We start from the raw sequence: 25,528 nt of genomic DNA, 5'->3' as shown, positions 1-25,528 counted from the left end.
CCTGTCGTTCGAAATGAGGGTGGAGGGAGGGTTCACATCGGCATGGCGCGCAGCGCGGTGCCGAGCCCGACGGCCAGGATGAGCAGAGCGGTGCCCAGCGGGGTGGTCCGTGCGCCCCATCGTGCGAACCGTCCACCCGGGCCGCCGTTCAGGGCCGGGATCCGGTCGCGCAGTTTGAGGAGGAACAGGCCGGCGGCGGCCAGGGTGGCGGCCATGCCCAGGCCGTAGCAGACGACGAGGGCGACGCCGAAGGCGGTTCTGCCCAGGGCGATGGAGCCCAGCAGGACGACCAGGGCAGACGGGCTGGGCACGAGCCCGCCGGCGATACCGATACCGATCAGGCCGCCCTTCGTACGCCCGGTCGACGTCCCGTGATGATGGTGACCGAACAACCCATGGCTGTGCCCGTGCCCTCCGGCAGCGTGGCTGTGCCCGCCGTGCCCGTGTTCGTGTCCATGCGGGTGCCCTTGCGCGGGCCCGTCGTGGCTGTGCGTGCTCTGCCCGTCCGCGTGGTGTTGTTCGGTGACGATGTGCAGGGCCTCGTGGTCAGGGTGCCCGGTGGGGCCGGTGTCGGTGGGGAGGGATGCCTCGGCCGTCGTGCCTGCCGCTGCGGCGGCCCCGCTGCCGACTGTAGCGGTGACAAGTTGGCCGGCGGCGTTGGGTTCGGCAACGGCTGCGGCCGTCACATCGTGGATGTGGGCGTGCTCGTGATCGCCAGGTGTGTGGCCGTGGTGCGAGTGTCCCTGGTGTGCGCCGTCCGCCTCCGGGCGGTCGCGCGCGGTGCGCAGGGCGGCGGGCAGGAGCCAGAGACCGGCGGCGATGATGACCAGGCCGCTGATGGTGCCAAGCCAGGCGAGGGCCTGTTCGCCGACGAGTGCGGAGGACACGCTCAACGCGGTCCCCAGGATCAGGACGGACGCGGTGTGGGTGAGGGTCACGGTCGTTGCGACGGTCACCGCGTCGCGAGGCCGTCCCTGCCGACCGGCGAGGTAGGCGGCCATGATGGTCTTGCCGTGTCCGGGCAGCGCGGCGTGTCCGGCGCCCAGGACGAGGGCCAGCAGCACCGCGAGCAGGCCGACGGGCAGGGTGAGTTGGTCCCGGTCGGCGAGAGAGCCCAGGCGAGTATCGAGGGCCGCGTACCAGCTCCCGAGGATGCCCGTGCTCGGCGTGTCGGCTGCCGCCGCCCCAGACCCGTTGCCGAGGGTGACGCGGGTGTGGCGGGTGTCGGGCGGGTTGGACAGCAGGTCGGCAGGGTACTTGCGCAGTTCGTTGGAGATCGAGGCAGCGGGGACGTCCGAGGTGCCGATCCGTGCCCCCTCGCCCTGGGCGGTGATCTCGTGCCAGCCGATGTGGGACGGGTCCACGCCAGTGGTGAGTTCCACGGTTCCCGTGGTTCCCAGGTCCGCGGGGGCGCTCAGCCGGCATTCCAGCCGCCCGGTGTCCAAGCCTGCTTGCCCGCGCACCAGCCGATAGCCGGCCGACATGACCTGGAGGTGCAGCACGTCGGCGCGTGAGGGGCCGTCCCCTTGCGGCTGGGCGGTCGCGGTGATGCCGTGGGCGATCGTGGCGCAGGCGGTCCGGGCGTGGGCAGCGGCTTCGGAAGCGCTGAGCCGGCCGTCGTGGTCGGCGTCCAAGGTCGGCATGGCCTGCAGCGTGGGGATCTCAGCGGCGTCCACCACCACCAAGTCCTCGACCTGGTCGGGGCGCAGCGTCAGACCGTCGTAGCGGTTGACGGTGAAGTTGCCCAAGGGGTGCGCGGAGGCGGCCGGTGCGGTCAGGCAAAGCAGCACCGGGATACCGGCGAGGAGAAGTACGGCTCCCCGCGTGACGGCGGAGATACGGATCATCGGTGTCCTTGGAGACGGGCCAGGCGCGCGCGTGCGTCGGGTGCGCGCAGCGGGGAGAAGGCGGGGTTGGCCGATAGGGCGTCCGTCAGGTGGGTGCGTGCGGCCTGGTCGTCGCCGAGCGCCTGCTCGATGACGCCGCGGTGGTAGCGCAAGGTGGCGTCGCGCCAGCCGAGCCGGTTCGCCTCCCGTGCCAGGGGCAGCGCCTCTTGGTCGCGGCCGGCCCGGTGCAGGGCCCAGCTCAGGGCATCCGCGACCAGCACGCTGTGGCGCCGGCCCCGTTCGGCGGTGAGCAGGGTGACGGCGAGCTGCGGACTGCCGTGATCGGCCTGGTACTGGCCGAGGTTCAGGTCGTCGACTACGCCGTTGGCGGCGAACAGTTTCTGCTCGGCCTCCAGGACGGTGTACTGCGCGCGAGCCTCCACCGTGCGGCCCAGGGACTCCAGCAGTTCTCCGAGTTCGAGCACATACTGCGGCTGAGGAACCCGGGCGATCGCTGTCCGGTAGTCGGTGACGGCTTGGGCGGTCCGGCCCAGCGCGGCCTCGGCGCGGGCGGCTCCTGCGAGGGCTGCGGAGTAGGTGGGATCCAGTGCCAGCGCCTTGCGGTAGTGCGCCAACGCCGGAGCGAGTGACCCTGTGTTGAAGGCGAGCTCGCCCAAATAGTGCTGACAGAAAGCCTGGTCGGCGGGGTTGGAGGCGTCTTCCAGCCCGCGCTGGAGGGCTTGCGCCGCCTCATCGGTGCGGCCCTGAAGCTCGAGGGTGTAGGAGGCGCGGGTGAACGATGCGGTCGAGGGGTGCAGGTCCAGCATCCGTTGCACGGCGGCCTGAGCTCCGGTGTCTTCGCCGAGCTGCGTAAGAGCGTCAGCCAGTGCCCCGTAGGCGGCCCAGCCATAGGGGTTGCCCGCGACGGCCTGATCGGCCCACGTGCGGGCCCGGGTGAACTGGTGCCGGGCGTTCGCGAGTCCGGCCATGCCGGTCTGCGCGGCCGTGTTGCCGACCGGCTGCAGCGTCAGCGAGCGCCGCAACGCCGCCTCCGCCTTGGGATACAGCGTCGGGTCGACGGTGAGCCGGGCCTGCTCGACGTAGGCGGACCCCAACTGCGCCCACGCTGCGCCGTCGGCCGGCTGCCGGCGCAGGCTTTCCTGGAGTTTGCTCACCACGGCGTCGATCGACAGGGCCCTATGAGCCGTACCGGGAACGGAAGCGGGCACCCCCGCGGGGGCAGCGGAGCTGGTGGTGTGTTCCAGCGCCGCGAATCCGGTCAGGCCGGCACACAGCGCGGCGGCGGTGGCGATCAGGGCGAGGCGGCGCATGAACGACATCCCTCTGTGAACGACGGGCGGGCTGAGCCGTGGGCGGACCGGGGAACGCGCTGAGCGCGTCGTACCCGTCCGGCCACGAGGGGACCGGCCGGTACGGGGCTGTGGTGTCGGCCCGCACCGGCCGGTGCGGTACTAGCCGGCCTGGTTGACCGAGCCGGTGTAGGGCAGGGCGACGTACGGGAACGTGGTCCCGTACGCCTTGCCGGGTCCGTTGACGCCGTCACCGGCGGCGAGCGCCTGGATCAGGTGGCCGGGGGTGGCGCCTTCGAGTACCTGGATGGCGATGTCGATGACGTCGTCGCCCATGCGGCGGCCGTTCGGGAAGCCCTGGAAGTCGCCGTTGAGCACGCCGAGCCGGTCGGGCTTGGCCGTCACCGGAGTCGACATGTTCAGCCGCAGTTCCTCGGCGGGAACGAACCGCTTCCAGTTGATGTCCTTGTTCATCAGCTGCGAGTTCAGGTCCACGGCCAGCGGGCCGTTGGCCGCCTTCGCGATGCCCGTCAGGAAGATCTCCTGGAGGTCCTTGCGCGGGGTGGCGGGTGCCGGGATGCCGTAGATGCCCTGGATGAGTTTGGGCAGTTCCGGGTCGAGGACCTTCGCGACGACCTTGGGCTGGTTGTGGTCCTCCGACGGCGGCAGCGCGTTGAACGCGTCCTTCAGTCCGGCCGGCACCACGACCTCGTTGACCAGCGGGTTGCCCAGGCGTGAGACCTGTACGTACTTGCCCGTGGGGGTCTGCTTGCCGGGGCTGAGCTGCATGGTGCGCCGCTCGGTGGAGCTCCACACGCCGATGACCGGGTTGCGCTTGGCGTTGCCCTTGTAGGCGAGCTTGGACTTGGGCACCTGGATGGACAACGTGTTGACGTTGTATCCGTTCAGGGTGTTGTGCCCGGCCTCGGAGAGGTTGGCGCCGTAGAGCAGGTCGAAGACCCGCAGGTCCAGGAAGAACGGGTCGGCGGCCTGGGTGGCGACGGTCTGGCCGCCGCCGGGCAGCTTCTTCGTGGCTTGGTTGCGGAGCTTGCCGTAGTTCGGCATGGACGCCTTGCCGACGTTTGAGGGCGTGGCGATCCCGTCCGCGACGAGGGTGACCGGCTTGTGGCCTGCCCGGATCTCCTGCAAGCAGTAGTGCTGGCGGAACAGCAGGGTCTTGTCGGTGAGGTTGTTGACGACGCCGTTGTTGTACAGGAACGTCTTCTCGCCGCGGCGGTCCTCGTTGGTGAACGTCCACCGGTAGGTCAGGTCCGGCTTGCCGGTGCCCTGACTGTCGATGTTGATGTCGTAGTGCGCGTCGGCGGCGAACGGGTAGAAGTTCGGCCCGCCGTTCGGCTCCTGGAACGGAATCCAGTTCGCCGTCAGCGTCACCGTGTCGGACTTGCCTTTGTCCGGACTGGTGAACGCGTACACATCGGTGTTGTCGACCTGCGGATCAGCCGCGATCAGCGGGGCTTCCCGGTGGCTGGACGCCTGCCCGACACCGGATCCCGGCCCGGCCAGTGCGGCGCCGGCGACGGCAGAACCGAGCGCCAGCAACATTGCTGCCGACTTCCACCGGCTGCTGCCCGGCGGGTGATGCGTTTGCGGTCATGAAGAGTCTTTCTCTCAAGAACGTGGGGACGGTCTCGGAGGATCGGACCTCCGCATCCTCTTCGGAGCCAAGCGAGCTGCGGATTGGCTCCGACAAGAACCTCCACCCGATGGAGAGATTTTTCCAGCCACCCCGCCGATGATGGGAATGGAACTATTTTCTGCCCAGCAATCAAGATGTCCACTTCACCAGAGCGATTGCGGGACTGGATGATCATTTCTGACCGTGTGCCACGGGGGACGCAAGGGGATTACGCGTCGAATATTTCTCTCGACGGAACTTCGCACCAGTGCGTAGCGGAGGCGTCGCCCTTGACTTGAAATGGTTTGGCCATTGGGGAGTTGGCGTCACCCGGTCGCACTGGTGGACGATATGGCAACTGGCCTCGGCTCCCGGTTCGGCAAATTGTTTGTTCTTTACTGCGAATCGCTTGCAGGTGGGAATATCACGCTTCTACGGTGGTTGAGCTACGCCTGACCGGACCGGAAGAAAGCAGTCCCATGGCGCTCACCACGAACCCCACCACTCCTCCGTCACCTCTCAACGCTCCGGTATCGCGCTGGACGCGACTGCGCACATCGATGACCCGACAGGAATGGACGCGTCTGGGCGGCATGGCCGCGTTCATCCTGGCGCTGCACGTGATCGGCTGGTTCACGCTGGTGGTGATCGTCGCGCCGGAGCACTACACAGTGGGCACCAAGGCGTTCGGCATCGGGATGGGCGTGACCGCGTACACGCTCGGGATGCGGCACGCCTTCGACGCCGACCACATCGCAGCCATCGACAACACCACCCGCAAACTCATGGGAGAAGGCCAGCGCCCACTGTCGGTGGGCTTCTGGTTCTCCCTCGGCCACTCCAGCATCGTCTTCGTCCTGGCGTTCCTGCTCTCGCTGGGCATCAAAGCCCTCGCCGGACCGGTCCAGGACGGCAACTCGAACCTTCACCACCTGACCGGCCTGATCGGCACCACCGTCTCCGGCGCCTTCCTCTACATCATCGCGGCCATCAACCTGGTGATCCTGGTCGGTATCTGGAAGGTCTTCCGGAAGATGCGCACCGGTCACTTCGACGAGGCAGCCCTGCAGGAGCAACTGAACAATCGTGGCTTCATGAACCGCTTGCTGGGCCGGGTGATGAAGTCGATCACCAAGCCCTGGCAGATGTATCCGCTCGGCCTGCTGTTCGGTCTGGGATTCGACACGGCCACCGAGATCGCCCTGATGGTTCTCGCCGGTTCCGGGGCTGCTTCGGGCCTGCCCTGGTACGCGATTTTGTGTCTTCCGGTCCTGTTCGCCGCAGGCATGTCGCTGCTGGACACCATCGACGGATCGTTCATGAACTTCGCCTACGGGTGGGCCTTTTCCAAGCCGGTCCGCAAGGTCTACTACAACCTCACCATCACCGGGCTGTCCGTTGCCGTCGCCCTCATCATCGGCACCGTCGAACTCCTGGGACTGCTCGCGAACCAACTCGATCTGCACGGCCCGTTCTGGGACTGGGTCGGCGGTCTGGACCTGAACATCATCGGCTTCCTCATCGTCGGCCTGTTTTTCACCACCTGGCTCATCGCGATCGCGGTGTGGAAACTCGGCCGCATCGAGGAGAAGTGGACGGCAGGTCTGTCCCCTGCCGAAGAGACAACGGACTGAACCGATAGGGCAGGTGTTGCGATCACGCGCCGTGCTGCACCGATGGTGCAGCATGGTGGCATGCCGATCACGCCGAGTGCTTTCGCCCATGTCCGTCTCACCGTCACTGACATCGACCGGTCGCGGGCGTTCTACGACGAGGTCTTCGGCCTCCCGGTGGCGTTCCAACTGCCGCCCGATGCGGATGAGGAGACTCGGCAACAGCTCTCGTTCCTCTTCGGAGGCGTGATCTACCAGCTGGGCGATTCCCTGCTGGGATTGCGTCCGGTCGCGAAGGACCGTTTCGACGAGGACCGGGTCGGCCTCGATCACCTCAGCCTTGCTGTGGCCAGCCACGAGGAGTTGGAAGCGGCGGCGGCTGTCCTGGGCGGCCGCGGCGTCGCCCACGAGGGCATCAAGGACATCGGTGCGGGCTACATCCTGGAGTTCCGGGATCCTGACAACATCGCGCTGGAACTGTTCGCCCCCAAGCCCTGACTCGCAGGCCACGCGTCAAGACCAGGCCGCCCACATGCTGCAACCGGTACCAGGGGCGGGCGGCATCGTTGTGCTCGTGCGGAGGTGATCCGCGGTAGTGCTCACGAAGAATGCATGTTCATCCGTTCCCTTCTCGCGTCGGCACTCGACCGCGTTTGCGGTCGTCGCACCGGTGGCCGCGGCCTCGGCCGCACCGAGCGGCCCTACCGACACCGTCCGCGCCGACCACCTCAGGGTCTCGGTCGCCAGCTCCGGCAGGGCCCTAACCGACGGGGTCTTCGACCTGTACTGCCATCCCACGTCAGGGGTGCCTGCCGATGCGCAGTCCGCCTGCGATGCGCTCGATCGGCTGTCCGAGCCGGGAAGGGAGTTGTTCGCGCCGGTGGCCGGAGACCACCAACGCCACCGCCGCCGCGTCCGGGTGCCAGACGGCATCCCACCCAGAGCCCTCCAACCTGCTCCAGCACCCAACGACGGGTCGCGCCGACATCACAGCCGACCGCGTCCAGCGCCAAAAACCGCTCAACCATCACCGATCACCACCGCACCGCTCGGAGGCCACCTTCCCCACCGCGCCAAGCCGGCGTAGCGGGCACGCGCCCTTGTCCGCGCCTTTCCACTTGCGGCGCGTCCACCAACCCTAAATCGAACTTAACTCGAACAATGGAGAGGTTGACTGGCTTCGGCGCCGGAGGCCGGACTGCTGGGAGCTGTCGCCCTGCCCGACGGGCAAAGCGGTACAGGCAACGGGGATTCGAGATACTGGGCAGGGCTGGCCTGCCGGTTTCAGGGGAAGGGGACTCGCGTCCCGGGTCTTCATACCGAGTTATGAATAATGTGTTCGGGTGATGCCCTGGGGAACCGACCGGGCTCCTGGGTGCGTGATTGGCTCGCCCGCGCGGGATTACAGGTCATCGGATAAGACGGGCAGGGTGCCACGGGAGCGGTTGACTGCCCCGGGCTCTCACCGGATTCACCTGCGCCGGTGGTATTGGATGCTCGTAGGCACCATCATGCCCTCATCAGTCTCGCTCTACTGGCCAGCACAGTCAGCTGATAGGAGAGGCGTTCACCCGTGAGGATGGACCCTTCACCCGTTTGCGTGGCGGACGGCAATCCAAGCGGCTTGCGGCACCGAAGGTTAGGTGGGAGCGCCTTCGATCGCGCCGGTGCCGTGAGATGTGAGAGATGGGGCGTGATGGGCGTAGAGCGCATCGACACCCGGCTGCTGGAAGAGCTCACCGAGCAGTCACAGGACTTGAACAGCGACGCACTGCGCATCACCGACACTGCACTGGGCGACTTCGCGGAGGCCACCGAGCCCCGGTCGCGTCGCTGGTGGCAGCGGTCCGGGACGCTCGCAGGTGTAGCGGGGACAGCGGCAGTGCTGTCATCCGTGCGGGCCGCAGCGGCAACCACCGCGGACGACATCATGGCGCTGCAGACCGCGGCGTCCCTGGAGAACCTGGCCGTCAGCGTCTACCAGACCGCTGCGGGGCTGTCGTTCATCAAGAACGGGAACAAGACGGTCGCGGCGTTCATCGCCAAGACCACCACCCAGCACCAAGCGCACGCCAAGGCGTTCAACGCGGCCGCCACGCAGGCCGGCGGCAAGGCCCAGACGGGCCCGGACCCCAAGTACGCGGCCGTGGTCAAGGAAGCCCTGCCCACCATCAAGACGTCGGCCGACGTGGTCAAGCTCGCGATCACGCTGGAGGACGTCGCGGCTCAGACGTACACCAAGAACGTCAGCCAGGTCAGCGACGCGCAGCTGCGCAAGCTCTTCGCCTCGGTCGCCCCGGTCGAGGCCCAGCACCGTGCGACCCTGCTGGCCGTCCAGGCGCTGCTGGCCGGGAACCTTCCCGACCTCATCGCCATCCCCACGGACGCGGCCAAGCTGCCCGCCGCCGCCGGAAGCGTCGGGTTCCCGACGCCTTCTACCCGACCAAGGACGCCTCGCCGATCTCCGAAGGAGCCGTGAAGTGACCACAGCACGCAACGGCTGGGAACTGCAGATCAGCGAGCAGCAACTCACCCGCCTGACACAGGACATGGACGAGGCCCATCGGGAGACACTGCCCGCGATGCGGGCTGGCGCCGTCGACCTGGCAGAAGAGATCCGGACCGCGGAGCGAACGAACCTGGGGCGGCGCCGCTTCCTGCTCGGCGCCGGAGGTGTCGCGGCGGCCATGGCCCTGGCGGCCTGCTCCAGCAGCGACAAGAAGTCGGACACGTCGGCCTCACCATCCACCTCGGGCTCCGCGTCCGGCAGCGGCCAGTACACGGGCGACCTGAAGGTCGTCGCACTGGCCACCGCACTGGAGAACCAGGCCGTCGGCGCCTACCAGGCGACCCTGGCTGCGGCCAAGGCCGGCAAGCTCGGCACCGTGCCCCCCGCGGTGGCCACCTTCGTCACCACCGCGATGGCCCAGCACGCCGACCACGCCAAAGCCTGGAACGCGGTCCTCACCGGTGCCGGCAAGCCCGCCATCACCAACGTCCCGCTGTCCAATCAGGCCGACGTCACCGCCGCCCTCGGCAAGGCCGCCAACGTAGGCGCCGTCGCCAAACTGGCCCTGCAACTGGAGGACCAGGCCGCGCAGACGTACCTGTTCGCGACCTACAACGTCACCAGCCCCGCCGGGATCAGCACCGCGGCCACCATCGCCCCCGTCGAGGCGATGCACGCCGCGATCCTGCACTACGTGCTCGGTCAGTACCCCGTCCCGGACGACTTCCTGCCCGTGGACAAGGCCGCCAGCACCACCCTGCTGACGGTCTGACGTCCCGTCGTGCGCCCCGGACCCCTTGCGCATCGAGGTCCGGGGCGCACCACCTCCCGGTATCGCTACCCCTGTGTCGAGTGCTCCTGTCGAAATGGATGGGTCCCATAGATGTTCACTAACCGAGTGCGACCCCGTCGAGGACGTCTGGGCGCCGCGAGCGTCGTCTGCGCGCTGCTCGCTCTGACGGGCTGCTCCAGTAGCAGCGGATCGTCTTCCTCGACGGCGCCGGCCTCAACTCCGCCGGGAACCACAGCAAGCGGGGCGGCACGCATCGTCATCAAGGACTTCTTGTTCAGTCCGGCCTCGCTGACGGTCGCTCCGGGCACGGTGGTCACGGTAGTCAACGAGGACAAGACCCCGCACACAGCCACAGACGCCGAAGGCAAAGCGTTCGACACCGGCACGATCGCCGGCGGCAAATCCGCAACGTTCAAAGCCCCCGCAACAGCCGGAAGCTACAGCTACATCTGCAGCATCCACCAATACATGAAGGGAACCCTCACCGTCCGCTGAGGCGACCCGGGCCGGACCAGGGTATGGCCGGCTATCGCCTCAGAATATAAGGAGTCGGAACCATGGCATCTGCCACCACGTCCGGCAACGCTCTCCGCATCGCTGGCTGGGTATGCCGGGTCGCCGCCGCAGCGGGCCTGGTCATCGACGCCTACATCCACGCCAAGCTCGCCGATCAGTACGACGCGGTCGGCACTACGATCAGCCAGGGCGCCCTGTTCCGCGTCGAAGCGGGCCTGGCGTCCCTGGCAGCCCTACTGATCGTCGCCTGGCGCCGGCCGCTGGGTGACGCCCTCGGCTGGCTCGTCGCGGCAGGCGGACTCGCCGCGATTCTGCTGTACCGCTACGTCGACGTCGGGGCCCTCGGCCCGCTCCCCGACATGTACGAACCCATCTGGTCCAGCGACAAGAAACTCAGTGCCACCGCCCAAATCCTCGCCATCATCACCACCACCGCACTCCTGATGACGCGTCACACCCGGCGAATCAGCGCACCGAAGTAGACGGCGAACGGACCGCGCAACAGGTAGACCTGCCAGATTATGTGAGGGTCCTCCCTCTGCTGTGGGAGCTAGGCGAAGGTTCGACGCAGATGTGCCGTCAGTCGTTCCGGTACGGCGGGGTGAAAGCGTCCGGAGAGGTAGCCGTCCGGGCGGATCAGGATGGCTTCACCGTCGCGTGGCGCGTAGGTGCTCTGGAACTCGCCCGCCGAGTCGTGCACTCGTGGGGGGCGCAGCCCGACCGGTCGGGCGTCCTGCGGTACCTCCGCGGCGGTGATCAGGTAGGCGTCGAGCAGGCCGTGGGCGGCGCGATGAGCCTGGGCGGCGCAGGCTTCGAGTCGGGCGGCGCCATCGCCCGATGCGTGCTCCGGGCCCGCGAACAGCATCAGCACGTGTCGCGGGGTACGCAGCAGGTCGAAGAGCCGTCGCGGGTAGGTGGCGAGTTCGCTCAGCAGGCCGCGGCAGTCAGGTGCCCGGTCGCCGGGGGCAGGGCCGGCATCAGATGTGCCGTTCACCTGCGGCTGGGTGAGGGGGCTGTGCGGATAGGCGACCAGCAGCTGGGCCTGTCGCTGCAGCATCATCTCGGCGTCTGCGCCGTTGTTGAGGCGGCCGGAGCCGGCATGGCGGACGTTGCGGGCGTGACGGACTGTGCGCTCGACCACTTCCTGGGCGACCGGGTGACGTTCGGCGTGATAGCTGTCGAGCAGGTCGTCCGTGGCCAGGCCGCGGACGGCCAGGGCGAGTTTCCAGGCGAGGTTGTAGGCGTCCTGCACGCCGGTGTTCAGGCCCTGCCCGCCGATTGGCGGGTGGATGTGCGCGGCGTCGCCGGCTACGAACAGGCGCTCGTTCCGGTATCGGTCGACCAGGCGGTGGCTGGTCCGGAAGGTGGAGGACCAGCGCAGGGTGGAGGCGGTCGTCACCTCCGGGGACAGGCGGTCGAGCACGGCCTGGATCTGGTCGAGGTCCGGTCCCTGACCCTCTCCCCGTTCGGGCTTGGGCGCGTCCGGTGTGCTCGACGCCTCGTCGCCCTCCGCGTGGACGCGGGGGCGGAACATCGACAGCCAGTACCGCCGAACGCCTGGCATCGGAATGCAGACGAGCATGTCGTCCACCTCGCCGTTCGCGTCCAGGTGCACGGCTCGCATGCTGTAGCCGGGGGGCAGTTCCCAGTCGACCTCGACGTCGCCGATCAGGTACTGCTCTGGGGAGGCATTGCCTTCGAAGGTCAGCCCGGCCGCTTTGCGGACGAGGCTGTGCGCGCCGTCGCAGCCAACGACGTAGCGGGCTCGCAGTCGCTCGATCCGGCCGCCGGGATGCGCGAGAACGGCTTCAATTTCCTCTGGGCGCGTCTCCAGCGAGCGGAGCTCGGTCGCCCGCTCCACTTCCGTGCCAAAGCCCGCGAGGTGCTCGGTGAGGAGACGCTCGGTCTCGTACTGGGGCAGTGTGGCGAAGGGGTAGGGGGCCTCGGGCCCCAGAGTCAGCTCGACGCGGGGGCGAGGTTTGCCGTCGATGTAGACCAGTTGGCCCAGGTGTGGCACCGCCTTGTCCAGGGCTCTACGGACCAAGCCCATGGCGTCCCACACCTCCAGCGTGCGAGGCACGATGCCGATGCCCTTGGCGTAGGGTTCCGGGACGGCCAGCCGATCGACGATGCGGCAGTCCACGCCGTGTCGCCGCAGCTCAGCCGCCGCCGTCAAGCCCACTGGGCCGGCGCCCACCACGAGTACGTCGACATCGGCCATGATCAGGCTCCCTCATCGTCCGGACCGGTTCACGAGCAAGCTTGCTTCACCATGTCACGCCGTGCCCGCTGGAGACGCTCGGCGTCGAGACCACCGTCATGACCGCGGTCCACGCGGAAGCTGTACTTGCCCTGCGCGGCTTCGTCGCTGCAAGGAGCCATCGCACTTCGATGTGCCGGGAGGCAGGTGGCGGACGGTGATGGTGAGTCCGGTACCGGATCTTCCCACTCGTCCGGCTCGACCAGTGCCAGCGGGGAGGGGCCGCTTGGCCGGGTGGGGCGGCCAAGCAGGGGGACGCAAGCGGGTCGCGGATCTCGACCTGGGGCCGCGCCCGGTCCGGCCTCAACCTCGAACACGCCCTGGGCACCTTTGTCTCACTCAGCACCGCGGCCTGTGCAACGGCCCGAATACCTCCCTGCCCCAGCATCCTGGCCTGCGCAGTGGGCGATGTACCGGGCGCGTCTGCGCGAAGCCGGCTCGCCGGGTCGGACAGTCCGGTCAGGCTGTCGCAGGCCCTGTTCGCTGTACCGACTCAGATTACGAGGACGATTTCGTCAACGCAGCCAGAGCTTGGTGGGCGAGGGGTGCTTGCAAGGGGTTGAAGTGGGGGTTGATGGCGAGGGCCGTGGTGAGGTCGGTCCGGGCGGCGGTGGGGTTGCCGAGAGATTGCTGGATCATCGCGCGGTGGTAGTGGAACAGTGCGCTGCGGGTTCCTTGTGCGAGGGCGTGGTCGGCTTCGGTGAGGGCTTCGCTGTCCTGGCCGTTGGTGTGCAGGGCCCAGGCGAGGGCGTCATGGCTGTCGAGGAAGGGGCGGCTGGCGAGGCCCTGCCGGGCGATGGTCACGGCTCGGGCGGGGTCGCCGTGGTCGGCTTCGAAGAGTGCGGCGTCGGAGTCGAGGGTGACACCGTTGGCGGCGAAGAGCTTTTGTTCCGCGCGGAAGATCTCGTACTGCTGGTCGGCTTCCCGGGTGCGTCCGAGGGACTGGTGGGTCTCGCCCAGTTGGAGGATGTGCTCGGGTTGCGGGACGCGCTGGACCGCGCGGGTCAGATCGGCGATCGCGGCGGTGCCGCGGCCCAGCGCCGCTTCGGCTCGGGCCTTTGCCTGGAGCAGCGAGGTGGAGGCGGGGGCGGCACGTAGACCCACCTCGGCCTCGCGGAGCCCGGTGGTTGGGTCACCGCTGTTGAAGGCGAGTTCGCTCAGGTAGTAGTGGGCGAATTCCTTATCGGCCGGTCCGGCGGCGTCGTTGAGGGCTCGCTGCATGTCGGTGCGGGCGGTGGCGGTGTCGCCCCGCAGTTCCGCGATGTAGGAGGCGCGGGACAGCGAGGGGGCGCCGGGTCGCAGGTCGACCATCTGCTGCACCGCGTCGGCGGCCTCGGCGTAGCGACCGAGTTGGGTGTAGGCGTCGGCGAGTGTGCCGTACAGCGAGGAGTTGTACGGGTTCACGGCGATGGCTCGTCGGGCCCAGTCCAGTGCCTGGTTGAAGTGGTGGCGTCCGGCTTCCAGGGCGGCCATGCCGCCCATCGCCGTGAAGTTGTCCGTCGTGTCCAGGGTGAGCGAACGCTGGAGGACCGCTTCGGCCTTGGGGTAGTACGTGGGGTCGGCTGTGGTCTTTGCTTGTTGGACGTAGTCGAGCCCGAGGGTGGCCAGGGCGGTGGTGTCTTCGGGGTTGTGCCGTAGGTGGGCCTGGAGTCCGGTGATGTGTGCGGTGAGTGGGTCGGCGTCCGGGTGATCGGCGTCGGCGGGTGAGGACGTGCCGTGGCCGGTGGAGGAGGCGGGCCAGGGGGCCAGGCCGAGTCCGCCGGCGAGGAAGAACCCGACGCCCAGGACCGTCGCGAGGGCAGCCCACCGTAGCCGTTGGTGCGCGGGGCGCCGGTGGGTGGGGGGTTGGGGGTCGTGCTCGCTCACGGCGCACTCCGGTTCACTGCTGCGGGTGGGGAGGGGCGGGAATCGTTGAGTGAACCGGCCCGGTGGTGCTCTGGGTGGCATAGACGACGAGATTGTCGCGGTAGCTGCCCAGCTGACTGTCGTAGTCGCCGCCACAGGTGATCAGCCGCAGAGCCGGCGGGCCGCTGGTTGCGTAGACCTGGCCGTCGGGTATCGCGTCCTTGGGATACTCGCGTAGCGCCCGGACGGTGAAACGGACCTGGGAGTGGTCGGCGCGTTCGACGGTAACGGGGTCGCCCGGCCGTAGTGAGGACAGGCCGTAGAACGCGGCCGGGCCGGTGGCGGAGTCGACGTGGCCGACGATGACGGCGGCGCCGGGGTCGCCGGGGACCGGTCCGTCGCTCCACCAGCCCACCTGGTCGGGGTCGTCCGGTACGGCCAGGTGGCCGTCCTGCTGGACCCGCAGGCCGGTCAGGGAGTGGTGGACACCGATGCCCGGGATGCTGATCCGTACCGGGCGGGCCGCTGGAGTGGCCGGCGCGGGCAGGGTTGCGGTGGCCGTCTGCGGTGTCGGCAAGGTGCCGACGTTGACCGGCACGGGACGGTGTAGGGAAGTGGTCAGCAGCGCGGTGCTGCCGCCTGCGGCCAGTGCCATGCCGGCGGCGACGGCGGTCGCGCCGAGCAGCCGGCGGATGCGGGTGGGCCGCCCGCCCCCCGGTGCGGGGGGCGGGCGGCCGGCAACGGTGGGAGTGCTCACGCCCGGTCGGTGCGCCGCCGGCGCACTGCCAGGCCACCGGCGCAGGCCAGCAGCATGCCGCCGGCCGCGGCGGACACCGGCAGGATCGGGATGCCCTGGAAGGCGGTGCCGCCGAAGCCCGCACCGATCCCGCCGTCGGGCTGCAGGGAGTCGGCCTGGTTGACCGCTGCGGTGTTGGGCAGTGCGACGTAGGGGAAGGTCGCACCGGGCTGGCGGTAGGGGGTGTCGACGGCGTCACCCGCGGCGAGGGCCGGCACGATCTTGCCGGTCTGTGCGGCGCCTTCGAGTGCCTGCAGCTCGATGTCGACGACGTCGTCGTTGAGCCGCCGGCCGTTGGGGAAGCCACCCAGGTCGGCGCCGAGGACGCCGAGACGGTTCGGGTTGGCGGTCACCGGCACGGACATGTTCAGCCGCAGTTCCTCGGCCGGAGTGAACTTGTCCTTGTCGACGTCGGCGTTGAGGAGCTGCGAGTTGAGGTCTGCCTTGATCGGCCCGCAGGTTTTGCACACGCCAGTGAGGAAGATCTCGGCGAGGTCCTTGCGCGGGGTGGCGGGCGCGGGGATGCCGTAGATGCCCTGGATGAGCTTGGGAACGATCGGGTCGAGGACCTTGTCCACGACCGGCTGCACGGTGTGGTCCTGGGAGGGGTTGAGCGTGTTGAAGGCGTCCTTGTACTTCAGCGGGACGACCACCTCGTTGACCAGTGGATTGCCCAGTCGGGAGACCTGGTGCCAGCCGGTCTCGCCGTCCTTGTCGGGCTTCGGCATGCCGTCCTGGACCGGTCCTCGCGCGCCCTTGCCGTCGCTCGGGCCACTGCCGTTCTTGCCTTCGCCGCCCTTGGAGGCGTGTTCGGTGACTGTGGCGCCCTGGCGGTCGGTGGTGGACCACACGCCGATCACCGGGTTGCGGGTCGCGTCACCGTGCAGTGCCAGGTCCTTCTTGGGGACCTTGATGGCGATGGTGTTGACGTTGTAGCCGGCCAGGGTGTTGTGGCCGGACTCCTTCAGGTCCCCTCCGTAGAGGAGGTCGAAGACCCGCAGGTCGAGGAAGAACGGGTCGGACGCCTGGCCGGCGTAGGTCTGGCCGCCGTCCGGCAGCGCGACGGTGGCCTGTTTGCGCAGCGAGGCGTAGTCGGGCATCGAGGCCCTGCCGACGTTCGAAGGTGCCGCGGGGGCGTCCTTGAGGAGCGTCTTGGTGGCGCCGTGTGCGTCGGTTTCCGTCAGGTCGTAGGTCTGACGGAAGTTCAGCGTCGGGTCGTCCAGGTTCCGCACCACACCGGTGTTGTAGAGGAACTGATTCGCGTCGTCACGGATGTGGTCGCTGAACTTCCAGGTGTAGGTGGTGTCCGCGTTGCCGTCGCCGTCGCTGTCGATCTTGATGTTGTAGCGGGCGTCGTTGGCGAAGGGGTAGAAGTTCGGGCCGCCGTTGGGTTCCTCGAACGGGATCCAGTTCGCCACCATCGTCACGGTGTCCGGGTCGTCCGGGCTGGTGAAGGCGTAGACGTCAGTGTTGTCGGCCTTCGGGTCGCCCGCGATCAGCGGCGCCTCCCGGTGGCTGGAGGCGGAACTGACGCCCGGTGTGAGGCCGGCGAGGGCAGCGGCACTCACCAAGGTGAGGGTGCCGAGGGTAGCCAGTGCGCGTTCGGCGGTGCGGGCCGGCTTTCGGCGCGGGAGGGGAGAGGACTGCATCGGCCATCCGTTTCCGGTGGAGCCGGACCGGCCCCGCGGGTCGGGGTCGGCACGGCGGCGAACTGCGTGCACTCCAAGCCGCACCAAAACCCCGCCGGCCGTGCCGAACTATCGGCAGCAGCCGTCCACAGGTGACTCTGAAATGCGGCTTAAGCTACACATAAAGCACCATGAGCCCCATGCGTCCGCAATCCAGCAGAGCCGAATGGGACCCGCCCCGCCGCCAGGGCGAGAACGGCCCTTCCCGCCATCTGCAGGCGGCGGGCTGTCGACCAGGGGCTCTGCTGCGTTGCCGCGCCCGTGACCGCGGTCCGCCGCACGGGTGAGCCCGCTCCCCACGGTGCCTGAGGAGGCCGACTGCCGGGTACGGCTGCCGTCCTGGTGCCGCGCGCTGCCTGCGCGCGCGACGGGACATCGCACCACCTCGCCGCTCCCGAAGGGCCTTCCATGGCATTGCGACATCCCGTGCGGCGTGGGGCCCTGGTAGCCGTTGGCATCCTGTGGCTGCTCGGGGCGGCCGCCCCCGGAGCCCAGGCCCATCCGCTCGGCAACTTCTCGGTCAACCACTACACCGGGTTCACCGTGCGGCCGGATCGCCTCGACGCACTCGTGGTCACCGACACCGCGGAGATCCCCACCCTGCAGGCCGCACCCGGGGTCGACACCAACGGCGACGGTCAGCAGAGCGCCGCCGAACGGACCGCCTGGGCAACAGCTGGCTGCGCGCAGGCGGCGCACCAGCTTCAGGTCACCACCCCCGAACGCTTGACATGGACGGTCAAGGCATCGGCGTTCGACTACCTTCGCGGACAGACCGGCCTGCGCACCAGCCGACTCGTGTGCGACCTCAGCGCCCCGCTGGAACTGACCGCGCGACCGGTGACCGTCCGGGTCGCCACCGGCGCCGACCCGGGCAGGGTGGGCTGGAACGAGATCACCGCCACCGCGGTCGGTGCCCGCCTGCAGCATTCCACGGTGCCCCAGAAGTCGGCCACCGACGAACTCCGCCGCTACCCGCGTGACCTGCTCAGCGCGCCGCGCGGGGACACCAGGGCCGAGTTCGCCGCCGTCGCGGGTGCGGGGAAGTCCACCGCCGGCGCCCCCGCGCCGCCCACCGCGATCGACGGCGGTCCGACCGGCCGTGTCGAGGCGCTGTCCCAGCACTTGGCGTCCCTGGCCGGTACCCGCCACCTCACCGTCCCAGTCGGCATCCTCGCCGTGTTGCTCTCCATCGTCCTCGGTGCCGGTCACGCGCTCCTGCCCGGACACGGCAAGACGGTGATGGCCGCCTATCTCGCCGGGCGACGCGGCAGCACCCGTGACGCCGTTACCGTCGGCGCGACCGTCACCGTCACCCACACCGCGGGCGTCCTGGTCATCGGGCTGTGTCTCACCACCTTCTCCTCCCTGGCCGGCGACACCGTACTGAACTGGCTGGGAATCGTCAGCGGCGCCTTGGTGGCCGCTGTGGGGGCGACCCTCCTCACCGACGCGCTGCGGCACTCCCGAACAACAGCCACGCAGGCACCGGAGGACGCGATGGCAGAGGAGCCTGCGCACCCGGCACTGGTGGGGGCACAGGCCGCGACCCGGCCCGGCGCGGAGAGCCTCCACCCGCACGACGGCGTCCACGCCCATGGCGACGGGCACCGGCATGCGCACGGGCCCGCGGCCAGCCACCCGCATAGCCACGCCCACGGGCACGAAGCAGCCGGCGGCGGTGAGAAACCCCACCGTCACGGGTTCTTCGGACACCACCACCGTCACGGACCGGAGGCGGCCGACCCCCAGCCCTTCACCACGCGCGGTCTGGTCGGCCTGGGGGTGGCCGGCGGCCTCGTGCCCAGCCCGTCCGCACTCGTCGTCCTGCTCGGGGCCATCGCGCTGGGCCGGACAGTCTTCGGGGCCGTCCTCGTGCTGGCCTACGGCCTCGGCATGGCCGCCACCCTCACCGCGGTCGGCCTCCTGCTGGTGCGGCTCGGAGGCCGCGCGGCCAAGGTCGCCGATCGTCCGCTGTTCGCCGGCCTACGCCGTATCGCGCCCTACACCGCACTGTTGACCGCTGCCCTGGTCCTCCTCGTCGGCCTCGGCCTCGTCGCCCGCAGCCTGCCCACCGTTCTCTGACACCTGGGAGACACCATGACGTACCGTCGGATCCCTGCCGCCGCAGCGCTGCTGGCCGTTGTCGCAACGGGCGGATGCGCGCCCGCGAGCGGTTTGCTCGATGCACAGGACGGCACCTCGTCACCGACCTGCCGCATCCACCAGACCCGAGGACCGGCCGACCGCTACACGGCGGGCGCCCACGCCGACCCGCGTTCCGTCCTGCAACTGATGCGCTACTACACCGCGAACGGCACCAAGGCGTACTGCGACGGAAAACCACCTACCGACACCGACCACCTGTGGACGCGCCTCTACACGGAACTCGGCGGCAGCGCCGCACACCTGTCACCGGCGGACAAGACGGACACCACGACCCGGTAGCCCCCCCGCGGGCTCACCGCCCGCCGGTCGCCGCGAGTTCGTCGTCGACCGCCGGTCGGAGCTGTCCTGCGGGAGCGGCGCAGACGCGGGTCAAAGCGCGCCGCGCCTGCGGCCGGGCCGCAAGGAAGGCGGCAACAGCCGGATCGGTCCCCTCCAGGAGCGCCAGATGCCTGACGGCATGAGATGCCACATGGTCAACCGTCAGGTCGGACGGCGCCGGATGACCGGGCCTCCCACTGCGAGCGATGGTGTGCGGATCCGCAAGAGTGCGCGCGGGACGATCAGGGTCGGGATCGGGATGGACGACGTAGGTCAGAACGATCGCCCCCTCGTCATCGGCACGCCAACTGGTGGAGTGCACGAGGTGGCAGTCGTCGTCGTCGGAAAGCCCGGCCAACCGACGGGCCGTGCGATCAGGAGCGGCGGACCGGGCAAGCCCGGTGAGCAACCGGCGGTAGGCGAAGCCGACGACCGCGTCGTACCGCAGCAGCAGCGCTTCGACCATGACCGGGGGCGGCGACACGGGGCCGGGCATGCGGAACATCATCGGTGCCCGTCTACAGCGGGGGACAAACCGGCAACCATAGGTCGACTCCAGAATCGTCGGGGGCCGGGACGACGAAACAGCCCACCGCCGACTCTATTGCCAGGAAGTCGCAATTGCATGTCACGGGTATCTATCCGAGGATGCGTTGTCCGCGGACCCGATGGATTCCTCCGTGCCGATCACCTCGGCTTCCTCACCCGGCAGGAGCTGCCACCGGCTGCCCCGGGCATCGTCGCGAATCCGTACACCGCCTGCGGCAAGCGACGCCCGCAGTCGGTCGGCGAGGTCGTAAGCTCCCTGGGCCCGCAGCGCGCCGCGCAGATCGAGCAGTGGATCGATGACCCGGCCCAGAGTGAGCTCCGGCTCCACCATGCCCTGTTGCGCGGGCATGGCGAACCGACGGATCATTCCGCGCAGGACCGTCCGTGCCCACTCCTGCCCACCCTCGTCCTCCTCCGTGTCACCGGACCACGAGCTGATCTCAGCCTCCAGTTGCAGGACCGCGGCCACCATCCGACCGGCGTCACGCGCCGCCCGCGCCGACTCGAAGAGCCCATCCGCGGCGGTGACGGCCTCCTGGAGGGTGACCGGCCCGTCACCGCCCGAAGGCCCGTCCGACCGGACCGGCTCGGTCGCCGCCTCCCAAGGCCCGGATGCCTCGCTTACGGCAGTGCCGGCAGCAAGACTCCGCAAGCGGTCCAGTGGCACAACCGTGCCCGAGGGGATCAGCGTGACGGCCCCACGGCGCCGGATCGTCAGGACCCCGCGGCCCCATACCCGCGCACTGTCGGCGGCGAGATCGATGATGACCGCGGTGTGCTCATCGATGCCGAGGACGGCACTGTCCCCTGGCAGGTGCCCCTCCAGAGCGGCCAGCCTGGTCTCACCGAGATAGCAGAAGCGGGTGTCGTGCGTACCGCCCTCGGCGTTGTCGTAGTGCGGTATCACCGCAACCGAAATGCCCAGACCCCCGAGCAGGTCCAATCCGTTCAGCCACACCGGCGGGTGCCCGGCTTTGTAGACTTCGTACACGGGCAGCGCAGCCCGTCCGACGGTGCAGGCGGCGGCAGACGCCATCACCGTCACCCCACGGCCCCGCCGCACCCGATCGGCCAGAGCCTGCCCCCATCCCTGCTCCCGCCACCGCCGCAGCGCGTACGAGGGACTACCGGGACCGCAGAACACCCAGGCAGCTCGGCGTATTTGATCGTGTGGAGCGTCGGGATCAGCGTCTACCGCAAGATCAGCGTCCGTATCAGCGAGCACCGTGGCCACGAGCCCCACACTGCGCCGGAAGTACTCCTGAGCCCGGGACGAGATGTCCCCACGGTTCACCTGGAACCCGTACGGGGTCTCCAAGATCACTGCCCCGGCGTCCGACTCCAGATGCGCCACCAACTGCCGGTGCAACGTCACCATCGTGGGGCTGGTCTCCCCCGAACCCATCAGAACAAGAAGCCCCCGCTCGGCATCCATCACCGATCCCCACCCCTCGCAGTCGAGAATCCCGGAGAGCCGTATCCGTACCCCACGTACCCCACGAACCCTTCCGCCACCCTGAGACACCGGCCTGCTGGATATACGGCCGAAAGACGCCGGCTCGCAAGCACCAACAGCCGACACTGCGAGCCGCTGTCATCGGCGGGTTCTCTCGCCGCCCCCGGTTGGGCGGGGCGGGTCCACCGTCACCAACGCAATCGGGGAGATCCGGCCATTGCCTGCCGCGCAGGGATTCACCATCCCCGACCAGCCTGGCGTACGCCTACGGCTCCAAGCTTCGCTGGGACCGTTGTCCGAGCACCCACGGCTGAACCTGGTTGCCGGATACGACTACAGCGTGATCCACCAGAACTTCCAATTGGAGGGATATCGGCCAGATAACCAACGCGGCACGAAAACCCCTCCGGTCCGGCTCGCGCTAAGTCAATGAGCGAACGAGCTCGTGGATGAACAACTGCGGCAAGCTCCGTCGCTGCACCGAACGCCAAGACCCCCGACCTTGGTTCTTTGGTGTCCGTTCTATTTAGGGTCAGGCGCCCCGCCAGGTGGGCGTGTTTTCGGCGGTGAGGCGGCGTGCCATGAGGTTGATGGCTGCGATGTGAATCGAGGCTTCGGACCGGTGCGGGAGGGCTTCGTAGTCACGGTCAAGGCGACCGTGACCATCAATGCTCCCGGCCAGTTGGGCGGGGTGCGGTGGCGTCCAGAGAAGTGGTGTGCCGGTTCTCACCTGATCCGGGTGTTTGTCCCGGCGTCAGAGTGAGGGTCCGGATATGAGAACGGCCACCGGCTGATCTTCGAGAGATGTCTATGTCTCGAAGGAGATCAGCACGATGACCGCACCAGACAATCTGCCCCCGCACGCCCTCGCCGCGGCGAGTCCCGATCTGCTGCGCGCGATGGTCAAGACATTCGCCGACGCACTCATGTCCGCAGAGGCCCGACGCCCTCGGCGACGCCGAATATGGGCAGGTCAGCGACGAACGCATCAACCACCGCAACGGCTGGACCGCCCACGCGAACGGGGCACCCGCGCCGGCACCGTCGAATTCGCTGCCCCCAAGCTGCGCCAGGGCAGCTATTTCCCTCACTGGCTCATCGAACGGCGGCGCCGCGCCGAACAGGCGCTCATCTCCGTGGTCGCCACCGCCTACCTGCTCGGCGTCTCCCCCCGGGTCGAGAAACTCGCCGAGTCCCCCGGCGGCACCCAGCTGTCGAAGTCCCAGGCCAGCACGATGGCCAAGCACCTGGACGAGCAAGTCGCCGCCTTCCGCAACCGCCCCCTGGACGCCGACCCCTATGCGTTCCTCTGGGTCGACGCCCTCGCCCAGAAGGTCCGTGAGGGTGGCCGCATCATCAACGTCCACGCCCTGGTCGCGGTCGGCGTCAACGCCGACGGCCACCACGAGATCCTCGGTGTCGACATCACCACGGCCGAGGACGGCGCCAGCTGGCTCGCCTTCCTTCGCTCGCTGACCGCCCGCGGCCTGCCCGGCGTCCAGCTCGTCGTCTCCGACGCCCACACCGGCCTGGTCAACGCCATCGGCGCGTTCCTGCCCGGTGCCTCCTGGCAGGGCTGCCGCACCCACGACGCGAGAAATCTCCTGAGCCAGGTCCCGAAGTCAGCCCAACCGTGGGTGGCCACGTTGCTGCGGACCGCCTTCGAACAGCCCGACACCGACGCGGTGAAAGCCCAGATGATCCATGTCCTGGATCCCTTGGAGACCAAGCTCCCCAAAGCGGCAGCCCACTTGCACTCCGCACAGCACGACCTGCTCGCCTTCGCCGCGTTCCCGCGTGAGCTCTGGCGGCAAATCCGGTCGAACAACGGCTGAACAAAGAAATCCGCCGCCGCACCGACATCGTTGGCATCTTCCCCGACCGCACCGCCGTCATCCGACTCGTCGGCGCGGTCCCGTCCGACCAGAACGACGAATGGGCCGAGGTCCGCCACTACATGGGCCGCGAACTCCTCGCCAAGGCCCGCCTCCACCCGATCGAGTCAGAAACAGACCCCGCCCTGTCCACCGAACTCACCGCATAGCCTCAAAACGAGATCACCGAGTGGCCGTCGATACACCACTCCTGCGGACGTGACCCGGGGTGCCGCGTCGACGGCCTTCTACGAGCGGTCAGGGTCGAACGAGATAACGGCCCACCATGCCGCCCATCATGTGGTCGGTGACATGGCAGTGATAGATCCAGTCGCCGGGGTTGTCTTCGGTGTACTCCACGGTCAATGTCGTAGAGGGGCCGATGATCTGGGAATCCACCCATCCCTGATAGCCCTGCCGGCTCTCCCACCGATGGCCGTGGATGTGGAAGACGTGGAACTCCTTGCCCAACGCGGCGATGCGCCACCGAACCCGCTCACCGACCCGCGCCGTGAAGGTGGGCGTGTTGTCGAGGAACGCTCCGCCATTGAACATGTCGAGGTCCTGTGCCAGCGATGGAACGTTGTCGGTGTAGGCGTCGTGAAGGAGAAGGGTGAACTCCCGGTCGACTTCGGAGGTGTTCTCGTCAGTGACCACCAACAGACCCAGTAGACCCAGTTCGGCCCCGATCTCCATCACCATATCGGCGTCCATTCCATCGCCGGCCGCCTCGTCGGAGGCCCCCTCCGGTGCCGGGATCTTCTGCGGCACGGAATGGTCATGATAGATCCAGGTGCCGACCGAGCTCGGTCGGCAGATCCAGGTGTACGTATACGACTCCCCGTACGGGATCGCGGTGCCGGGCCGGTCGGGATCGTCGGCGAGCCACCCTCCGTCGTTGTCCCGGTCGTACTGCACGCCGTGCGGATGAATGCTGTGCGGCCATTGGTAATATGCGTCGTTGTTCCGGAAGTGCACCGTGATCGTGTCGCCCACCGCCGCGCGCAGCACTGGGCCGGGAATGCCGGAATTGGCCCCGACTCCCTCGACGCCCGTGTCGGCCTTCAGAGGGCTTTCCCAGTCTGGGGTGTAGGCGCGGAAGCCGACCGCCCAAAACGTCGTCTGGTCGGGGCTGAACTCCCGTCCCATCATGCCGTCATACCCGTTGGGCACCGCGTTGTGTTCGAAGGAGTCGGCCTGGATCCAGAACTCCCGCACACGGCCGGCCGGCTCGCCCCCAGTTCTCGTCTCCGGCAATTCCGAACGCGATCGAGGGGCGCTGGCCTCGCGCGTCGCGGCACGGGCGGAGACTTGTTGCGCGGCCAGAACAGCGGTGGCACCACCCCCGAGCAGGGTACGGAGCACAGCCCTGCGCCCGCTGCCTCCGGCGGCCGCCGCCGCGTCAGGCGGCATGACAGCCCTTGCTGCGGGCGGGGCGGGACACGGCGCGGTGTGCGGCTATCACTGGGGTACCTCCTGAAGGCGGTGCGCTTCACCGCGGCCGACCAGGCCACGGAGCAGCATCCCTACCCGAAAAATATGCAGATCGGGCAAATCGCGCAGCAGCCTCACTCGCTCGGCCCAGGCTTCCCCCGCCGGTCCCGGCACACACAGCCAAATCGGCCGACGGGACGCCTGCCGCAAGGTCGCTGTCCAGGAGATGCGCCGGCGGCAGTCTGACCGGAATCACGGTCTCAACGCTCCGTAGTCAGCACCAAACCAGCATGGGAGAGGTGACCAGGGGTGCTGACAGGGGACTTTAGTCAGCACGGACAGCACGGGAGTCAGCACAGCGCGGCCAAAGTGTACCAAAAGCCTCGTCCCCGCAGCAGGCGTATGGCGCCACCGGAAGGCCCCGTCCTGGCTTCCGATGCCGCGCATGGCTGCCGCGCGGACACCGGGCCCCGAAAGCCCGCCGGGGAAGCGGCGGCATCGCTACAAATCCGGGTGAGATCGCCACCCGCTCAACAATGCCGGAGGGGCCACATGAGTCCGCTGCGAGTTGGTGTACTGGCCTAGCCCGGCTGTTTCGCATCCGAGGCATTCGGAGTCCCGGACCTCCTCGCCATGGCCACGCATGTCGCCGCAGCGCACGGATCGGCGCAGCCGGCCTACCGGCCATCACCCCCCGTGGCCGGTCGCTACCCAGGATTCGGCCCGCACGCGACGCCTCACCCTGGGCAGAGACGAAGGGGCGCCTGTCAGAGGAGGGAGTTCCCTGGGACTTTTCTGGGACTTCCGGCCGCATCAACAGGCATGACCGTGAAATAGTCAAAAGACCATATTCGCTGGTCAACACCCTGCGGCCGTCTATCCCAGCAGGTCACAAGGCCGCCTGGTCCGTTCCGCGACATCTGACCGAACGGCAGG

General features: G+C 68.6%; 20 protein-coding genes and 2 pseudogenes. 10 read left to right on the top strand and 12 right to left on the bottom strand.

From position 1 onward, the window contains the following. Positions 1 to 32: 32 nt before the first annotated feature. The 3 genes from M2266_RS27200 to M2266_RS27190 all read right to left on the bottom strand — a co-directional run bounded on the left by M2266_RS27200 (position 33) and on the right by M2266_RS27190 (position 4,699). A complete protein-coding gene (locus M2266_RS27200; protein WP_277440552.1) occupies positions 33 to 1,847 on the bottom strand; it encodes a hypothetical protein in 1,815 nt (604 codons plus the stop codon). Further along, the gene (locus M2266_RS27195) at positions 1,844 to 3,157 is read right to left on the bottom strand and encodes a tetratricopeptide repeat protein (protein WP_277440551.1); all 1,314 of its coding nucleotides are present in this window, start codon (positions 3,155 to 3,157) and stop codon (positions 1,844 to 1,846) included. Before M2266_RS27195 ends, M2266_RS27200 begins: the two co-directional genes overlap by 4 nt. A 141-nt stretch (positions 3,158 to 3,298) precedes the next feature. Continuing rightward, positions 3,299 to 4,699, bottom strand: coding sequence for a DUF4331 domain-containing protein (locus M2266_RS27190; protein WP_277440550.1), 1,401 nt, complete (start codon positions 4,697 to 4,699; stop codon positions 3,299 to 3,301). Between the two features lie 633 nt (positions 4,700 to 5,332). Between M2266_RS27190 and M2266_RS27185 the strand changes: the two genes are divergently transcribed. The 6 genes from M2266_RS27185 to M2266_RS27160 all read left to right on the top strand — a co-directional run bounded on the left by M2266_RS27185 (position 5,333) and on the right by M2266_RS27160 (position 10,685). Continuing rightward, positions 5,333 to 6,406: a HoxN/HupN/NixA family nickel/cobalt transporter gene (locus M2266_RS27185; RefSeq protein WP_346780935.1), complete on the top strand. Its 1,074-nt coding sequence runs from the start codon at positions 5,333 to 5,335 to the stop codon at positions 6,404 to 6,406. 60 nt (positions 6,407 to 6,466) lie between these two features. Then, positions 6,467 to 6,883: a VOC family protein gene (locus M2266_RS27180; RefSeq protein ID WP_277440548.1), complete on the top strand. Its 417-nt coding sequence runs from the start codon at positions 6,467 to 6,469 to the stop codon at positions 6,881 to 6,883. A 1,198-nt stretch (positions 6,884 to 8,081) separates the two neighbouring features. Next, the gene (locus M2266_RS27175) at positions 8,082 to 8,864 is read left to right on the top strand and encodes a ferritin-like domain-containing protein (RefSeq protein ID WP_277440547.1); all 783 of its coding nucleotides are present in this window, start codon (positions 8,082 to 8,084) and stop codon (positions 8,862 to 8,864) included. Position 8,865: 1 nt separating this feature from the next. Beyond that, on the top strand, positions 8,866 to 9,666 hold the full coding sequence (locus tag M2266_RS27170; RefSeq protein WP_277440546.1) for a ferritin-like domain-containing protein: 801 nt from the start codon (positions 8,866 to 8,868) through the stop codon (positions 9,664 to 9,666). Between the two features lie 111 nt (positions 9,667 to 9,777). Beyond that, positions 9,778 to 10,182, top strand: a complete 405-nt coding sequence (locus tag M2266_RS27165; protein WP_277440545.1) for a cupredoxin domain-containing protein — start codon at positions 9,778 to 9,780, stop codon at positions 10,180 to 10,182. A 62-nt stretch (positions 10,183 to 10,244) separates the two neighbouring features. Further along, the gene (locus M2266_RS27160; protein ID WP_277440544.1) at positions 10,245 to 10,685 is read left to right on the top strand and encodes a hypothetical protein; all 441 of its coding nucleotides are present in this window, start codon (positions 10,245 to 10,247) and stop codon (positions 10,683 to 10,685) included. Between the two features lie 68 nt (positions 10,686 to 10,753). Here M2266_RS27160 and M2266_RS27155 read toward each other — a convergent pair whose 3' ends face one another. The 5 genes and pseudogenes from M2266_RS27155 to M2266_RS27135 form a co-directional block, all read right to left on the bottom strand. Continuing rightward, a complete protein-coding gene (locus tag M2266_RS27155; RefSeq protein WP_277440543.1) occupies positions 10,754 to 12,424 on the bottom strand; it encodes an FAD-dependent monooxygenase in 1,671 nt (556 codons plus the stop codon). Positions 12,425 to 12,636: 212 nt separating this feature from the next. Continuing rightward, positions 12,637 to 12,863 (bottom strand): annotated as a pseudogene (locus M2266_RS27150) (ISAzo13 family transposase); the annotation flags it as partial. 98 nt (positions 12,864 to 12,961) lie between these two features. Continuing rightward, entirely contained in the window at positions 12,962 to 14,329 is a 1,368-nt protein-coding gene (locus M2266_RS27145; protein WP_277440542.1) for a tetratricopeptide repeat protein, read from the bottom strand. A gap of 13 nt (positions 14,330 to 14,342) precedes the next feature. Continuing rightward, on the bottom strand, positions 14,343 to 15,065 hold the full coding sequence (locus M2266_RS27140; protein ID WP_277440541.1) for a class F sortase: 723 nt from the start codon (positions 15,063 to 15,065) through the stop codon (positions 14,343 to 14,345). Continuing rightward, the gene (locus M2266_RS27135) at positions 15,062 to 16,753 is read right to left on the bottom strand and encodes a DUF4331 domain-containing protein (RefSeq protein ID WP_277440540.1); all 1,692 of its coding nucleotides are present in this window, start codon (positions 16,751 to 16,753) and stop codon (positions 15,062 to 15,064) included. The genes M2266_RS27140 and M2266_RS27135 overlap by 4 nt, the downstream gene beginning before the upstream one ends. 447 nt (positions 16,754 to 17,200) lie before the next feature. On the opposite strand from M2266_RS27135, the gene M2266_RS27130 reads away from it, so the two are divergent. Together M2266_RS27130 and M2266_RS27125 are read left to right on the top strand one after the other, a co-directional pair. Then, positions 17,201 to 18,877 carry a high frequency lysogenization protein HflD gene (locus M2266_RS27130; RefSeq protein ID WP_277440539.1) on the top strand — a complete coding sequence of 559 codons (1,677 nt, stop codon included), beginning with the start codon at positions 17,201 to 17,203 and terminating at the stop codon, positions 18,875 to 18,877. A gap of 15 nt (positions 18,878 to 18,892) precedes the next feature. Further along, on the top strand, positions 18,893 to 19,240 hold the full coding sequence (locus M2266_RS27125) for a hypothetical protein (RefSeq protein ID WP_277440538.1): 348 nt from the start codon (positions 18,893 to 18,895) through the stop codon (positions 19,238 to 19,240). A gap of 13 nt (positions 19,241 to 19,253) precedes the next feature. Here M2266_RS27125 and M2266_RS27120 read toward each other — a convergent pair whose 3' ends face one another. From M2266_RS27120 to M2266_RS27110, 3 genes and pseudogenes are all read right to left on the bottom strand, one after another. Then, entirely contained in the window at positions 19,254 to 19,745 is a 492-nt protein-coding gene (locus M2266_RS27120; RefSeq protein ID WP_277440537.1) for a hypothetical protein, read from the bottom strand. A 162-nt stretch (positions 19,746 to 19,907) separates the two neighbouring features. Then, a complete protein-coding gene (locus tag M2266_RS27115) occupies positions 19,908 to 21,266 on the bottom strand; it encodes a hypothetical protein (protein ID WP_277440536.1) in 1,359 nt (452 codons plus the stop codon). A gap of 550 nt (positions 21,267 to 21,816) precedes the next feature. Further along, positions 21,817 to 21,945 (bottom strand): annotated as a pseudogene (locus M2266_RS27110) (IS5/IS1182 family transposase); the annotation flags it as partial. Positions 21,946 to 22,117: 172 nt separating this feature from the next. Between M2266_RS27110 and M2266_RS27105 the strand changes: the two are divergent. Together M2266_RS27105 and M2266_RS27100 are read left to right on the top strand one after the other, a co-directional pair. Next, positions 22,118 to 23,119 (top strand): IS256 family transposase, encoded by a 1,002-nt coding sequence (locus tag M2266_RS27105; RefSeq protein WP_277440535.1) that lies wholly within the window; start codon positions 22,118 to 22,120, stop codon positions 23,117 to 23,119. Further along, entirely contained in the window at positions 23,089 to 23,328 is a 240-nt protein-coding gene (locus M2266_RS27100) for a transposase (RefSeq protein WP_346780961.1), read from the top strand. Before M2266_RS27105 ends, M2266_RS27100 begins: the two co-directional genes overlap by 31 nt. An 88-nt stretch (positions 23,329 to 23,416) precedes the next feature. Here M2266_RS27100 and M2266_RS27095 read toward each other — a convergent pair whose 3' ends face one another. Further along, positions 23,417 to 24,571: a multicopper oxidase domain-containing protein gene (locus tag M2266_RS27095; protein WP_277440534.1), complete on the bottom strand. Its 1,155-nt coding sequence runs from the start codon at positions 24,569 to 24,571 to the stop codon at positions 23,417 to 23,419. Positions 24,572 to 25,528: the final 957 nt, after the last annotated feature.

This window comes from Streptomyces sp. SPB162, from assembly GCF_029504575.1.
In the GTDB taxonomy this organism is placed as follows: Bacteria; Actinomycetota; Actinomycetes; order Streptomycetales; family Streptomycetaceae; genus Actinacidiphila.
The sequence above is the reverse complement of the archived record's forward strand: the minus strand, read 5'-3'. Positions and strand labels throughout refer to the sequence as shown.

Coding starts and splice junctions, on each gene's coding strand:
- M2266_RS27200 (WP_277440552.1), bottom strand. CDS start 1,847: ATGATCCGTATCTCCGCCGTCACGCGGGGAGCCGTACTTCTCCTCGCC.
- M2266_RS27195 (WP_277440551.1), bottom strand. CDS start 3,157: ATGCGCCGCCTCGCCCTGATCGCCACCGCCGCCGCGCTGTGTGCCGGC.
- M2266_RS27190 (WP_277440550.1), bottom strand. CDS start 4,699: ATGTTGCTGGCGCTCGGTTCTGCCGTCGCCGGCGCCGCACTGGCCGGG.
- M2266_RS27185 (WP_346780935.1), top strand. CDS start 5,333: ATGACCCGACAGGAATGGACGCGTCTGGGCGGCATGGCCGCGTTCATC.
- M2266_RS27180 (WP_277440548.1), top strand. CDS start 6,467: ATGCCGATCACGCCGAGTGCTTTCGCCCATGTCCGTCTCACCGTCACT.
- M2266_RS27175 (WP_277440547.1), top strand. CDS start 8,082: ATGGGCGTAGAGCGCATCGACACCCGGCTGCTGGAAGAGCTCACCGAG.
- M2266_RS27165 (WP_277440545.1), top strand. CDS start 9,778: ATGTTCACTAACCGAGTGCGACCCCGTCGAGGACGTCTGGGCGCCGCG.
- M2266_RS27160 (WP_277440544.1), top strand. CDS start 10,245: ATGGCATCTGCCACCACGTCCGGCAACGCTCTCCGCATCGCTGGCTGG.
- M2266_RS27155 (WP_277440543.1), bottom strand. CDS start 12,424: ATGGCCGATGTCGACGTACTCGTGGTGGGCGCCGGCCCAGTGGGCTTG.
- M2266_RS27135 (WP_277440540.1), bottom strand. CDS start 16,753: ATGCAGTCCTCTCCCCTCCCGCGCCGAAAGCCGGCCCGCACCGCCGAA.
- M2266_RS27130 (WP_277440539.1), top strand. CDS start 17,201: ATGGCATTGCGACATCCCGTGCGGCGTGGGGCCCTGGTAGCCGTTGGC.
- M2266_RS27125 (WP_277440538.1), top strand. CDS start 18,893: ATGACGTACCGTCGGATCCCTGCCGCCGCAGCGCTGCTGGCCGTTGTC.
- M2266_RS27120 (WP_277440537.1), bottom strand. CDS start 19,745: ATGGTCGAAGCGCTGCTGCTGCGGTACGACGCGGTCGTCGGCTTCGCC.
- M2266_RS27105 (WP_277440535.1), top strand. CDS start 22,118: ATGACCGCACCAGACAATCTGCCCCCGCACGCCCTCGCCGCGGCGAGT.
- M2266_RS27095 (WP_277440534.1), bottom strand. CDS start 24,571: ATGCCGCCTGACGCGGCGGCGGCCGCCGGAGGCAGCGGGCGCAGGGCT.